At 64.0% G+C, this 14,218-nt stretch carries 12 protein-coding genes; 7 read left to right on the top strand and 5 right to left on the bottom strand.

Annotated features, from left to right (window positions below):
• Positions 1-390 precede the first annotated feature (390 nt).
• The 4 genes from HH303_RS12015 (at position 391) to HH303_RS12000 (ending at position 4,407) form a co-directional block, all read left to right on the top strand.
• Complete coding sequence (locus HH303_RS12015; RefSeq protein ID WP_227421737.1) at positions 391-726, top strand: DUF952 domain-containing protein; 336 nt, start codon at positions 391-393, stop codon at positions 724-726.
• An 8-nt stretch (positions 727-734) separates the two neighbouring features.
• Positions 735-1,790 (top strand): quinone-dependent dihydroorotate dehydrogenase, encoded by a 1,056-nt coding sequence (locus tag HH303_RS12010; protein ID WP_169625564.1) that lies wholly within the window; start codon positions 735-737, stop codon positions 1,788-1,790.
• Positions 1,791-1,918: 128 nt separating this feature from the next.
• Entirely contained in the window at positions 1,919-3,502 is a 1,584-nt protein-coding gene (locus HH303_RS12005) for an EAL domain-containing protein (protein ID WP_169625563.1), read from the top strand.
• Between the two features lie 44 nt (positions 3,503-3,546).
• Entirely contained in the window at positions 3,547-4,407 is an 861-nt protein-coding gene (locus HH303_RS12000) for a TIGR01459 family HAD-type hydrolase (RefSeq protein ID WP_169625562.1), read from the top strand.
• Between the two features lie 3 nt (positions 4,408-4,410).
• Here the strand turns inward: HH303_RS12000 and HH303_RS11995 are convergent, their stop codons facing one another.
• The 5 genes from HH303_RS11995 to HH303_RS11975 form a co-directional block, all read right to left on the bottom strand.
• Complete coding sequence (locus HH303_RS11995) at positions 4,411-5,616, bottom strand: aminotransferase class V-fold PLP-dependent enzyme (RefSeq protein ID WP_169625561.1); 1,206 nt, start codon at positions 5,614-5,616, stop codon at positions 4,411-4,413.
• A 117-nt stretch (positions 5,617-5,733) separates the two neighbouring features.
• A complete protein-coding gene (locus tag HH303_RS11990; protein WP_169625560.1) occupies positions 5,734-7,821 on the bottom strand; it encodes a hypothetical protein in 2,088 nt (695 codons plus the stop codon).
• Positions 7,818-10,541 carry a DUF4159 domain-containing protein gene (locus tag HH303_RS11985; protein ID WP_169625559.1) on the bottom strand — a complete coding sequence of 908 codons (2,724 nt, stop codon included), beginning with the start codon at positions 10,539-10,541 and terminating at the stop codon, positions 7,818-7,820. The genes HH303_RS11990 and HH303_RS11985 overlap by 4 nt, the downstream gene beginning before the upstream one ends.
• A gap of 4 nt (positions 10,542-10,545) precedes the next feature.
• Positions 10,546-11,478 carry a DUF58 domain-containing protein gene (locus tag HH303_RS11980; RefSeq protein ID WP_227421736.1) on the bottom strand — a complete coding sequence of 311 codons (933 nt, stop codon included), beginning with the start codon at positions 11,476-11,478 and terminating at the stop codon, positions 10,546-10,548.
• 13 nt (positions 11,479-11,491) lie between these two features.
• Positions 11,492-12,463, bottom strand: coding sequence for an AAA family ATPase (locus HH303_RS11975; RefSeq protein WP_169625803.1), 972 nt, complete (start codon positions 12,461-12,463; stop codon positions 11,492-11,494).
• A gap of 156 nt (positions 12,464-12,619) precedes the next feature.
• Between HH303_RS11975 and HH303_RS11970 the strand changes: the two genes are divergently transcribed.
• Genes HH303_RS11970 through HH303_RS11960 form a run of 3 tightly spaced genes read left to right on the top strand, consistent with a single transcriptional unit; the run spans position 12,620 to position 14,214 of the window.
• Positions 12,620-13,207 carry a DUF1285 domain-containing protein gene (locus HH303_RS11970; protein ID WP_227421735.1) on the top strand — a complete coding sequence of 196 codons (588 nt, stop codon included), beginning with the start codon at positions 12,620-12,622 and terminating at the stop codon, positions 13,205-13,207.
• Positions 13,208-13,891 (top strand): CoA pyrophosphatase, encoded by a 684-nt coding sequence (locus tag HH303_RS11965; protein ID WP_169625558.1) that lies wholly within the window; start codon positions 13,208-13,210, stop codon positions 13,889-13,891.
• Positions 13,888-14,214, top strand: coding sequence for a DUF6111 family protein (locus tag HH303_RS11960; protein ID WP_169625557.1), 327 nt, complete (start codon positions 13,888-13,890; stop codon positions 14,212-14,214). The genes HH303_RS11965 and HH303_RS11960 overlap by 4 nt, the downstream gene beginning before the upstream one ends.
• Positions 14,215-14,218: the final 4 nt, after the last annotated feature.

The following is a 14,218-nucleotide window of genomic DNA, read 5'->3' as shown; positions in this document are numbered from 1 at the left end:
TGTCGATTTTGGAAACCGGCGGGAAGAGGTTCTCGGCGGCGCGAAAGTCGAAATCGCGCCCCGGCCGCTCTACCGGAGAGATATTGGGGGCCGACGCGAAGCGGTGTCGGAAACATATGGGATGTTCAGGCTTTCACCGCCGCACATCCGCATCGTACCGTTTCGCTCCCGCGTCGGTTGACCCGTCAAAAGTCTCTAGGAAGGGATTGTCCGCGCCGAAGGGGCGGGTCCTGCCGGAACGACCGATGCCTGTTCCGCTTCACCCATGTGATAATACGGATTTAAAAGAACATGTCAAGATTAAATTTACTATCCTGCGATATTATGAGAACAAAACATGTATAATTACAGCTTGCCCAAATCCAACCCGGGCCATACATTTTTGGAATCATGATCTATCATCTTGCGAAAATTGCGGCTTGGGAGGCTGCCCAGAAGAACGCCTCGTACCGGGGAACGGATGCGGATCGCGTAGACGGATTCCTGCATTTCTCGACCGCGTCCCAGATCGCTGAAAGCGCCCGAAAGCATCGAGCGGGAGAAACCGACCTGATCCTGCTTGCCGTGGACGAAGCGGCCCTTGGCGACGAACTGGTTTGGGAGGAATCGCGCGGCGGTAAACTCTTCCCGCATATTTATGGAGACGTGGCCGTCGACTCCGTGGTATCGGCAACACCCTTACCGCTCGGGCCGACCGGTGAGCACGTATTCCCGGATCTCGAATAAGGATTTCCATGAGCCTTGCCGACCTCGCCCTGCCGATGCTGCGTCGGCTCGATGCCGAAACCGCGCACCGATTGACAGTTTGGTCGATGAAACATGGATTCGGACCGAAGCTCGCGGCGGCCGTGAATCCGCGCTTGGCCATGCAGCTTTTCAACCTGAACTTCCCGTCCCCGATCGGTCTGGCCGCCGGATTCGATAAGAACGCCGAAGCGATCTTGCCCAGTTTCGATGTCGGCTTCGGCTTCATTGAAATCGGCACCGTGACGCCCCGACCACAATCGGGAAATCCCCGACCGCGCCTGTTCCGGCTGGTCGAAGACCGCGCCGTGATCAACCGCATGGGGTTCAACAATGACGGTATGGAAGCCGCAGCGCATCAATTGGCCCTGACGGTCGGCGACGGACAGCGCCCGGGTCCGGTCGGCGCGAATATCGGCAAGAACAAGGACAGCGAGGACGCGGCGGCGGACTATGCGGCCTGCGCCGCGCATCTGTCGCCCTTTGCCGACTATCTGACGATCAACGTGTCCTCCCCCAACACGCCGGGCCTGCGCGCGCTGCAATCGCCGGAACATCTGCGCGAATTGCTCGCCGCCGTGGTGGAGGCCGCGAACCGCCCCTTGCCCGTGCTGATCAAGATTGCACCGGACCTGACCGATGCGGACCTGCAGGCCATTGCCACCGTCGCGCGCGACCCCGGCGTCTCCGGACTGATCGTGTCCAACACCACGATAGCGCGACCGGACAGCCTGCGCTCTGACAATAAGGGCCAGACCGGCGGATTGAGCGGCGCACCGCTGTTCGAACCGTCCACGCAGACATTGCGACGCGTTTATGAATTGTGCGAGGGCGCAGTGCCCTTGATCGGGGTCGGCGGCGTGTCGGACGCGGAAAGCGCCTATGCCAAAATCCGGGCGGGCGCGTCGCTGGTCCAGCTTTATACCGCGCTCGTCTTCCAAGGACCGGGACTGGTGCAGCGTATCCTGGACGGTCTGCCCGCGCTGCTGGATGCCGACGGGTTCAACCATCTGTCCGAAGCGGTCGGCGCGGATCACCGCAATTAACAATAATAACAACAGCTTACCCGCGTAGAGGCCGAATAGGTCAAAGCGGCTGTCCCTCTCCGCGAATTTTGGTAACATATCAGGCTATTAAGCCGTGATTGCGGCTCCTTCCGGTCCGGGACCCCTGCATGAGCCGACTGTGGCACTTTGCGATCTTCTTCTGCTACGTCACCCTGGCATCCGCCATCGGGGTGCTGGCCCATCGCGTCGTGCCCGGTATCGATGCCGTTGTCTCGATCCTTCTGGGCATGGTGGTTTTCCTGTCCTGCGCGATTCTGCAGGAAGCCTTTATCCGTCGCGCGGAATCGGAACGGGAATATAGACGGCTGCTGTTACTGAAACGCGCCTTCGACCGAAACCGCGAGGAACTGTCCGTCGCGCGCAACGAAATCCGTCGCCTGTTCGAAGCGGTCGAGGGCGGCGATCACGACACGCTGATGTCGGCGCTGGAAGGCCTGACCGCCGAAGCGCGGGTCGAGGCCGAACGCATGCGCGAGGAACCGTCCCGCGCCGAAGCGGAATATGAGGCCCGCTCCCTCCTGGAGCGCATGGCCGCGCGGGAGAATGAGGAAAACACCGCCGCCCCGCCGGAAACGCGCCGAAAATCGCGCGACGCGGCGGCGGATTCGGACCGCACCATGCGGGAGGCGAATGCCGAAGTCCGCGTGCTGCACAATCTCGTCGAACAGCTTTATGCGGGGCGGGAAAAGCCGCCCATGTCCTTGTCGGAGGATTCCGTATCCCTGCGCGCCAACAACCGCCGGGAACCCCGCTTCGGCAGTCGGGGCAGAGCGGACGACCTGACCGACGACGAAGACTATGAGGAGAGATCGGTTGCCAATGGCGGAAGCTCTGCCGGCGGCGGTCTGGGCCGCGCGTTGCGCGGCGGACTGCGTGTCGTCGGCGGCGCCCGTCAGCCGAAGGCCGCTGAAGAACCGATCGCCAGTGTCGAGGACCGCAAACTACTGGCCACGATCCGCGAGGCCCTGCGGGACGACCGCGTCGATCTGTATCTGCAGCCGATCGTCAGCCTACCGCAGCGCAAACGGCGATTCTACGAGTGCTTCAGCCGCATCCGCTCATCCTCCGGCGATATCCTGACGGAATCGGAATATGGCGCCGCCGCCCGTGCCGCCGGTCTGCAATCGGCCATCGACAACATGCTTCTGTTCCGGTGTGTTCAACTGTTGCGGCGGCTGCGACGCAAGGATTTCGCCGCGGCCTTCTTCTGCAACATTGCCACCCACACGCTGCGCGACCGGGAATTTTTCCGCGATTTCATCGAATATATGGAATCCCATGCGGAACTCGCCCCTAATCTGGTTCTGGAATTCAGTCAGGCGGATATCGGCGACGATTTGAAGGGCATGGCGGCGGATCTGGACCGGCTCGGCTCGCTCGGCTATCGCTTCTCCATGGACGGGATTACCGACCTGCACCTGGACCTGGACGGTTTGCAGGCGCGGCATTTCACCTATTTGAAGATCGACGCGTCTCTGGTCCTGAAATACCTGCAACGCGGCGGGCAAGATGCGGTGGAAATGCGCGATTTGAAGCAGGACCTCGACGGTCGCGGCATCGACCTGATCATCGACGGGATCGAAACCGAAGGCACGCTGGTCGAATTGCTGGATTTCAACATCGATTTCGGCCAGGGCTATCTGTTCGGCGAACCGCGCCTCAGCAAGGAACCGCCGGGCGGGGCGGCATGAAGGCTTAACTTGACCCCAAAGGATTGACCGGGCATAGCGCCTGCATGACGATACTTCTTCCCAAACCGATATCCGGACTTCGCGACATCGCCGATGGCTACGACCTGTTCGTGGTCGACCAATGGGGCGTCCTGCATGACGGGGCGAAACCGCATCCGGGCGCCATTGAGGCTTTGCGTAAGTTGAAGGAAACCGGCGCGGCGGTGACGCTGCTGTCCAATTCCGGCAAGCGCGTCTCGGAAAGCTATAAGCGTCTGTCCGCCCTGGGTTTCAGTCGGGATTTATACGATCTGGCGATCACGTCGGGCGAACAGGTGCATCAGGGGCTGATGCGCCGCGACGACCCGTTCTATGCCACGTTGGGGCCGCGCTTCCTCATGTTCGCCTGGGACGACGACCGCGCCATTGTCGACGGCACCGGTTTCGATGAGACCGACGATATCGAACAGGCCGACTTCATCCTATGCGCGGGAACCGACCGGCCGTCGCTGGACGCCTACCGTCCGATCCTGACCCGCGCCTTGGAACGCGGCCTGCCGCTGACCTGCGCCAATCCGGACCGGGTCAGCGTTCAACCCGACGGCAGTTTGAAAATCTGCCCCGGCGCGATCGCGGAATTGTATGAAGGCATGGGCGGCACGGTGAAATGGCACGGCAAGCCGGGTCAAGACGCCTATCGCGCGATCCGACAGGAAACCGGCGTCTCCGGCCCCGGTCTTGGAATCGGGGATTCCCTGTCCCACGATATCGCGGGCGCGGTAGGCGCCGGTATGGACGGCTTGTTCATCACCGGTGGTATTCACCGCGACGACCTTCAGGAAAACGCGGATGCGGAAAGCGTCGCCGATCTGGGCCGGTCCCACGGCGCGATCCCGACCTATTATCAGCGCGGATTTTCCTGGTAAGGCCTATTCCACCGATTTCAGCGCGTGGAGCAGGCGGTCGACGTCTTCCATATCGTTGTAGACATAGAAGGACAGACGCGCCCAAAGCCGCCCCTCGAAGGCGTGGATCGCGACTTCCAAATGGTATTCGTCCCGGATTTTACGGATCAATGCGTCGGCCACATCCTGTTTCGCGGCACCGAAGCGTTTCGGCAGGGCGACCGACACCATGAAGGGTGTCATCGACTCGCGCGTTCCGACGACCGTCCCCAGCTCGCGGGCCAGATAGTCGCCCGCCCGGCAGGCCAGATCGTGGCAATAGTCGCGGATCGCGTCCTCACCAAAACGCGCCCGGAAATCGAGCGCGTCTGGAATGGTCAAATAGGGAGTGAAGTCCTTGGTGCCCGGCCAATCGAACGCCGGAATATAGCCATTGGCGACATGATGGCTGATCGTGGTCGGACGCATGAAGGCCTGACGGTCCGGCGCGGTCCACAGGAAGGCGGAGCCCCTGGGCGCGCCCAGCCATTTATGGCAATTCCCCGTATACCAGGTGACGCCCAGGGATTCGACGTCGAGGTCCAGCATCCCCGGCCCATGCGCGCCGTCCACCAGTACCTGAATGCCGCGATCCGCGAATTCCGCCGCGATTTCTGCCAGCGGCAGTACCGCCGATCCGCGCGACGTGATGTGGTCGATGACCAACAGCCGGGTGCGCGAGGTAATGGCGGAGACCAACCGGTCCACCACCGTTTCCGCATCCGGCACCGGATAGTCGATATGCACGGGGATCAGACGCGCCTCCGCCCGGTCACAGACGAATTCCAGCGTCCGCATCACCGCGCCATAGGTCAGCGTGGTCGTCAAAACGTCGACGCCGGGAAACAGGACCAGCGACCGCAGCACCGCGTTGATCGCCGTCGTCGCATTGTCCAGGAAAACGATATCGTCGCCTTTCGCACCGACATAGTCGCCGACCCGATCCGCCGTCTTTCGCAGGGCAACGGGCAGGTCCTCGGCCATGAACCGGCAGGGCTGCCGTTCGATCCGTTCGCGGCAACGCTGCGCCGCCGCCATCACCGGCTTCGACACCGCGCCATAGGATCCGTGATTCAGATAGGTCAGCCCGTCTTCGAGCAGGAAATGAGACCGCGCGGCCGCGCCGAAACAGGCTTCGGCGACATCGTCGCTGTCGAGTTTTTTTGCGGTGGCGAGCGTATTCGTATCCAAGGAAGTTAACTCATTCTAGTCGGCGTCCGGTTCCCCAAAATGGCGCACGAAATCGGGGGGCAAAGTGTCTGCTTGCGAATCGGTCGCGTCAAGCACCGAAGCCTGATTTTCCCGGCGTCAGCGCGCTTCCCGGTACCAGCCTACCGCCAGGCAGAAAAGACTGACCAGCAACAGCAACCATCCAGGGAGGATAGGAACGGAATCCAACCCGACAACGCTGTAATCGCCGTTCGCGACGAACCCGATCCAATCCGAGCCCGCCGTCGCCCGGTCGCCGGAAACGCGGCGAACGGCTGGCACGTCATCGCTGCGCAGCCAATGCAGTGCCCCACCGCTTGCCGTCACCGGATCGGACAGCAAGCGATCCGTCGGCAGCAGGTCCGCGAATTCGACGGCATTCAGCGATCCCGCCGCGACCCGCGTCGTGCGCCCGCCCTCCGTAATCGTGTAAAGACCCGTCTGGGTCAGCGGCAATTCGCCCGCATATTGCCCATCCGCCGTTTCCTGAAGCGTCAGGTTCGTTGTCTTGCCGTCCGGCGCCTCGATGCGGGCGGTCGGAGCGTCGGCACGATCCTGCATGCTGCGCAGGCGCACGGACAGGCGATCGCCCTGCACGCGGGCGCGCAGGTCTTCTTCTTCCAGTTCCGGTTCCTTCATCAGCCAATGGGCGAGACGGCGCAGCAGTTCCGCATGCGGCCCGCCGCCATCATAGCCCCGTGCCCACAGCCAGATATGGTCGCTGGCCACCTGCGCGACGCGGCCGTCGCCGACGCGTTCCAAGGTTACCAGCGGTTCATTTTCGAACCCCGTCATCAGGACTTCGCCGGATTTGGTCACGGCATCGATCTGGCGCAGCCATTGACCCCAGGCGGCATCGTTCATGCCCGGCAGGCGATCCGGTCCCATCGGCAATCCGGCGGTGACCGGATGACGGCGGCCCAATTCGGACAGGGTCGGCCGGAACGGCGCTTCCGATACCGTTCCGGTCGGTTCCATCGGCAGGATATCGCCCAACGGCGTGCGGTACAGGCTGAACGGTCCGGCATATCCCGGCCCCGTCGCATCCAGCAGCGCCCCGCCCTCGCGCACGAAATCGACGATATTCGACAGATAGATCGTCGGCAGAACGCCGCGCCGCCGATAATTGTCGAACACGATCAGGTCGAAATCATGCAGGCGGACCTCGAACAATTCCCGCGTCGGGAAGGCGATCAGCGACAACTCGTCGATCGGCGTGCCGTCCTGCTTTTCCGGTGGGCGCAGGATGGTGAAATGCACCAGATCGACCGACGGATCGGATTTCAGCAGGTTGCGCCATGTCCGTTCCCCCGGATGGGGTTCGCCGCTGACCAAAAGCACCCGCAACCGGTCGCGCACGCCGTTGATGGATACGACCGCGCGGTTGTTCGAAACGGCCAGTTCGCCCGGCACTTCCGGCACCGACAGTTCCACGACGGACGCGCCGCGATGGTCCAGCGTCAGGGGGATGGAGACGGTTCGGTTCAGGGGCAGCCTGTCGATCCGGCGCGGCGATCCGTCGACGGACAGGCTGGGCCGCACGGTTTCGCCCGCTTCCGCTTGGGGATCGTCGATCCGGACTTTTAGTTCCATCGGTTCGTCGATCAGGCCGAAACTGGGGGCTTCCACAATGGTCAGGCGCCGGTCGCGCACACTGGGGTCGCCGACGATCAGTGCATGCAGCGGCCCCGGCGGTAGGCCGCCCAGCGCCGCGGCGTCATGCACCTGCCCGTCTGTGATCAACACCGCCCCGGCGAAGCGACGGTCGGGCACGTCGGCCAGCGCCTCGCGCACCGCCGGCAGGACCTGCGTACCTTTCGCACCGTCGCTCAAACTGTCGTGTTTCAGGACCACCCGCCGGATGTCCAGGGTCGGGTCGGCCCGGCGCATGCGGGTTTCCAGCGTCGTCGCGGCTTCCCGCGTCGCGGCGATCCGGTTAACCATGCCCTGGGACGGCGTTTCGTCCAGGATCAGCAGGGCCACATCCGGGTTCGGATTGCGCCGTTCTTCCAACAGGGCCGGATTGGCGAGCGCCAGCAGGATCGCCGTCGCGAAAACGGCCCGCACGATCATTCCCGGAATGCGGCGATAGGTCAGCCAGCCGAACACACCGACGGACAGAACCGCCAGTAGAACCAGCAACCAGACCGGCAAATAGGGGGAAAAGGCGATGGAATAGCCCGTCATTGCCCCAACCGCTCCAGGATCGACGGGATATGCACCTGATCGGATTTGTAATTCCCGGTCAGCGTATACATCACCAGATTGACGCCGAACCGATAGGCCATTTCGCGCTGCCGTTCGTCATCGCCGCCGACCGGATACAGGGGACGTCCATAATCGTCCACGGCCCAGGCCGCGGCCCAGTCAGCATCCCCGACGACGATGGGGGACACCCCGTCATTATTGCTGGTCCCGCCGATTTCAACCCACAAGGTGCCGCCGGACCAGCGACCGGGGAAGTCCTGCATCAGGTAGAAACTGCGGGTCAAAACATGGTCGGCGGGCACCGCCCCGATACGCGGAATATCCAAGGATCGCGCCAGACGGCGCAAGACATCCGACGTGGTGCCGATCCGGCTGCCCGCCAGATGCCCGTCGCGGGTATCGAACAGGATCATCCCGCCGCTGGCCATATAGCGGTTCAGGCGATCCGCCGTCGCCGCATCGATCGGTGCGGACCCATCCAGAACCGGCCAGTAAAGCAAGGGATAGAAAGCCAGTTCATCCCGGCGCGGATCGACGCCGACGGGGTCCCCCGCCTCCACCGCCGTGCGCTGGCGCAGAATTTCGCTCAATCCCCGCAGACCCGCCGCGCTGGTCGCATCCACATCCCGGTCGCCGGTCAGAATATAGGCCAGCACCGTGAACCGCGCGCCTTCCGGTATCTCCGCCTGCTGCGCCAGCGCGGGCGGCGGCGCGGAAGACAGGACCATCACGACGGCCAGCACGGGCAGACCGACACGGAGCACCCCAAAGCCCCGGATCGACGCGGTAATCAGGGTATCCAGCGCCAGCAGAACCAGTGCCGCGATCAACAGATACGGGGCCAGCGGCGTTTCCTCCCGCAAGTCGTAACCGCTTTCCGTCCTTGCCCCCGGATAATCGTACCGCGCCGCAAAGTCCGGCAGCCGATCACCGAGGTTGAGCGACACGCGCCGAGCCCGGTCGCCGTAAAATCCCGGTGGCGACGCGGCGGTGATATCGGTTTCGGCTAGACTATCGGCCTGAATGGCGCGGGCGGAATTCTGCGGATCGCCCAACCGCCCGAATCCGTCCAGCAGGCGATAGGGCGGCATCGGGGCGGTCAGCATATCGGCGGACTCGCCGACGCTGCGGCCCATCGCGGTCAACCGTTCCAGCATATCGACGAACAGGCCGGACAGGGCGAGGCTGGACCATTCGGTGTTCGCGGTCGTATGCACCAGAACCAGCCAACCGTCGCCGCGCCGGTCCGCCGTCACCAACGGCGTATCGTCGGCAAGCCGCATCCAGGTCTTGCGGTCCAGGTCCAGCGACGGTTCGGCCAACACTTGCCGGGTCACGGTCACATCGCCCGGCGGCACCAGACCGGCGAAAGGCCCGTCGTCCGAAACCGCGCCGATCCGCGCCGGTTCGGACCACAACATCGCGCCGGACAATTGCCGCCCACCGCTGCGCAGGGCGACCGGGATCAACGGGTCGTCCACCGCCGCCGCCAAGCGCGGACCGGCGAAGCGGATCAGCATCCCGCCGCCCTCGACCCAGTCCGTCAGACGCGCGCTATCCTCGCTTTCCAACACGGTTTCGTCAGGCAGCAGCAGGATTGACTGCGGCACTTTCAACAATATTCCGGCGGGGCCTCTATCCACCTCGCCCAACGGGGCCAGCGCCCGGTCCAGGAAATAGATTTCCGACAGCAACGGCAGGGCCTCGCGGTTGCCGATATCGGCGATGATCCCGACCGGTCGCCGCCGCCAGCGTTCATCCAACAGGACACTGGCCCCCGCACCGACCTGGTTTTCGATCCCCAGCCGGGCCGTCGCATTGCGCAGTTCCATGGGCATGTCGAAGGTCAGCGCCGTTTCGGTTTCACCGGCGGCGAGTTTCGCGTCCCGCCGGGCCAGCGGCCTGCCGTCATCGGAATAGGCGATGACCGCGACATCGGCGGGCGTCGCTGCCGTCGCGCGGCGAACCGTCACCGTCAGGACCGGTTCGCCCGGTTCCGGCGGCGTCAGCAGGAACGGCCCCTGATCGCGATCCGGCACGATCACATTCAACGCGCCCAAATCGCCCAACGCTTCCGAAAATTCCGTCACCGTGTCGCCGTCCAACCCATCGGTCAGCCAGAACACATCCGCGCCCGACAGACCGCCTTCTGCGGTCAACGCCTTGACTGACCGGGTCATCGCCGTCCGGTTGACCGGCCAGGGCTTCGGTTCCAGCGCGCCGATCGCCTCCCTCGCTGCCTGCGGCGACAGCAGGCGACGGGGTTCCAGCAATTCGCCCGACGGTGGGGCGGCGCCCAGCACCAGATGGATTTCCCGGCCTTCACGGTCCGCCAGATCGACCAGCCCGCGGGCGCGGTCCATACGGTCCTGCCAGCGCGGCGCGGCGGCCCAGCCGTCATCGATGGCGATGACCAGCGGGCCGGTGCCCTGCAAGGGCGCTTCCGGGTTCAAGACGGGCCGCGCGGCGACCAAGACGATCAAGGCAGCGAGCAACAGGCGCAGCAGCAGGATCCACCAGGGCACGGCCTGGGGTGTCGTTTCCTCCCCCGTCAGGCCGAACAGCAGGCGGATGGCCGGGAACTTCACCCGACGCGGCGCGGGCGGCATCAGCCGCAGCAACATCCATAAAACCGGCAGGGCGGCGAGCCCCAGCAACAACCAGGGCGCGGTGAAGGCGAAGGACCCGATCGTCAGCATCGCCCTATCCTCCCCACCGCGCTAGGGCGACGTAAATCGACATCAGCGCCTGTTCCGCGGGCCGGTCCGTATGATGCACCAGCAATTCCCAACCCGCCGACCGCGCGGCATGGCGCAGGGCGTCGCGATGCGCCGCCAACCGCGACCGATAACCAGGGCGCAGGGTTTCGACCTTTTCGGCGACATAATCGCCTTCGCCCTCCAGGCCCTCGAATCGGGCGCGGCCCCGGAAGGGCAGGGTTTCTTCCGCCGGGTCCAGAACCTGAACCGCAAGTCCGCCGACGCGCTGTTCGGAAAATTCGGCGAAGCGCCGTTCCCAGTCTTCCACCGGCCCCAGAAAATCGCTGAAGATCAGGCCCTGACAATGGCGCGGAAGATCGACCGACGGGGGCAGACCCGCCGCACTTTCCGGCAAATCCGCCGACGCATGGGTGATCAGGCGTTCGACGATATGCTTCAGGCCCGCGCGGCCCCCGCTGGCCCGCCGGTCCATGCCGATCAAGCCGACCCGTTCCCCCCCGCGCAGCAGGGCCGAACAGGCGGCGAGCATCAACAGCATCGCGCGATCCGCCTTCGCCGGGCGGTCCTTGCCGCCGGTATAGGCCATGGAGGGACTCCGGTCCGACCAGACCCAGACGGATTGCGAGGCTTCCCATTCCGTTTCGCGGACGAACAAGTCGTCGGATCGGGCCGACCGCCGCCAATCCACGGCGGTTGCGGAATCGTGGCTGCCATGGGGGCGGTATTGCCAGAAGGCCTCCCCCGTGCCGACACGACGACGGCCATGGACGCCTTGCGCGACCGTGGCGGCGACCTGTTCGGCGGCGACCAGAAGGGCGGGCAGGCCCTCCCCCATCGCCTCCGCCCGCGCGACATCGCCCGGCGCCAGACCGTTGTCGGTCGTTTCCGGGGGGGTCTGCGGGGGACGGGGCATCATGCTCATGGGTGTCTTACAGGCTCGCCTCAACCAATGCGTCGATCGTGCCGTCCATATCGTATCCTTCCGCCCGCGCCGCGAAGCTGAGCGCCATGCGATGCCGCAGGACGGGTTTCGCCATGGCCGCGACATCGTCGCCGGACGGGGCCAGTCGGCCCTGCAGCAGCGCCCGCGCACGACAGGCCAGCATGAGCGCCTGACTGGCGCGCGGTCCCGGACCCCAGGACACGCGGTCCCGGATAACGTCCAGATCGCTTGTTTCCGGCCGCCCGTTGCGCACCATGCGCAGGATCGATTCAACGACGCTTTCCCCGACCGGCACCTGGCGGGTCAGCGATTGCGCCTGCAACAGCGACTCGCCGTTCATCCGGGCCTTTACTTCCGATTTCGACAGGCCGGTCGTCTTCAGGACGATTTCCCGTTCGGATTCCAGATCGGGATAATGAATGTCGATCTGACACAGGAAACGGTCCAACTGCGCCTCCGGCAGGGGATAGGTGCCTTCCTGTTCGATCGGGTTTTGCGTCGCCAGGACATGAAACGGTTTCGGCAAGGCATGGCCGTGACCGGCAATCGTTACGGTGCCTTCCTGCATCGCCTGCAACAACGCGGATTGCGTGCGCGGGCTGGCGCGATTGATTTCGTCGCCCATCAGAAGCTGGGTGAAGATCGGACCGGGCAGGAACCGGAAACCGCGGCGGCCGTCCTCGCCTTCCTCCAGCACTTCGGACCCCAGGATATCGGCGGGCATCAGGTCCGGCGTGAACTGCACGCGGCGAGAGTCGAGCCCCAAGACGCGGCTCAAGGTTTCGACCAACAACGTCTTGCCCAAACCCGGCACCCCGACCAGAAGGACGTGGCCACCGGCCAGAAGCACCGTCAGAACCTCGTCCACCACACGGTCCTGACCGAAGAAGACCTGCCGAATCTGCTCGCGCACAGCGCCCAGCGTCTCGCCGACCTTCTCCATCTCGCCGATCAGCATCGCGGCGTCTTCCTGTGCTGCTGTCGATTGGGTCACGCGCGTCCCTCCTGTCAGGTGAGTCTCTGAGCATCGGTCCCGGTCGGAATTCGGACGCAGGCGTTGCCCGTACCGTCGAATTCCCCGCATACTATCGTAATTGAGGATGAGTGCACCGCAATGGCGAAACAACCCCCCTATCCAAAAAGTGACCGTGAGCGCAAAAGCCTCAAGGACTTGATGGAACGAGGCGAAGGCCTTTCCGGCTTCGCCTGGCCGAAGACTTACACCGATTTCGACATGCGCATTTTGCGTGACGGAACCTGGACCTATCGCGGCGGACCGATCCGGCGGATGAAGCTGTGCCAACTGTTCGCGACCGTCCTGCAACGCGACGAAAACGGCGACTATTGGCTGGTCACGCCGGTGGAACGGGGCCGCATCCAGGTCGACGACGCCCCCTTCGTCGCGGTCGCGATGACGGAAGAAAAAGATGCGGACGGAAACCCGGTCCTGCGTTTCCGCACCAATCTGGACCATTGGGTGACCGCCGATGCGGATCATCCGATCCGGGTAACCGAAGACCCTGAAACCGGCGAACCGTCACCCTATATTCATATACGGGACGGGCTGGACGCCCTGATCGCGCGCCCGATCTTCTATGACATGGTGGAACGGGCGGAAACCGTTGAAACCGCGACAGGATCGACACTGGTACTGGACAGCGCCGGACAGCGGTTTACCCTCGGACACGTGGATAACGGGTAGATGATGGATTTTGCGGAAATCGAACGGCGGATTCTGGGCGCAGCGGTGCCGACACGCAGGGGGGACGACGATCTGAACCCCGGCATGCGTCCGATGCGCGACGACCTGATCCCGGCCTCCGTGTTGATTCCCTTGGTGCAGCGCCCTGAAGGGACGACGATGCTGCTGACCAAGCGCACGCCGCATATGAAGGACCACGCCGGACAGATCGCCTTCCCCGGCGGACGCCGCGACCCGGAAGATACCGACGACATCGCGACGGCCCTGCGCGAAACCCAGGAAGAGGTCGGAATCGGCGCGGGCAGCATCCGTATCCTGGGCAGCATCGCGCCCTATGTGACGCGTACCGGTTATGCCGTGACCCCGTTCGTCGGCGCGGTCGATCCGGATATCGCGCCCCGACCAGACCCGTTCGAAGTGGACGAAATTTTCGAAGTTCCCTTCGCTTTCCTACTGGATCGCGCGAACCATCAGCGGCATTCGCACACTATCAACGGGACGGATCGTCATTTCTATGCCATGCCCTATGGCGAGTATTTCATCTGGGGCGCGACAGCGGGCATGATCGTCAATCTGGTCGACATCCTGATGCCGCGTGACGCATTGTCGCCGAGCCTGCCGCCCCATCCCACCCAGCCTGCCCCCGCCGGGTCCGACCCGACAGCAAAGACGAGTCATACATGATCCGGACGATTTTAAGCATTATCCTGCCCTTCCTGACGCCCTTCGTCGCCTATGCGGTTTGGATCTGGTTCGCGAACCGCAAGCGAGAAATGGAAGAACACGGGGAAAAGCTGGAAAGCTGGCAGACCTGGCCCTGGACGCGCCTGGTCATTGCGGGCTGCTTTCTGGTCATCCTGTCCCTGACCTATCTGTTCTTCGCGCGCGAACCGTTGACCCAAGGCCGCTGGGTCGCGCCGACCGTCATCGACGGGGTCGTGGTACCGGGCCATTTCGAACCCGTTGCTCCCGGTGACATCCCCAGTGACGCCCCCAGCCAGGAATAAGGGC

The organism is Pacificispira spongiicola (assembly GCF_012926505.1).
Lineage (GTDB): Bacteria > Pseudomonadota > Alphaproteobacteria > UBA8366 > Aestuariispiraceae > Pacificispira > Pacificispira spongiicola.
Note: the sequence above shows the minus strand (reverse complement) of the source record. Positions and strands in the feature narration are given on the sequence as shown.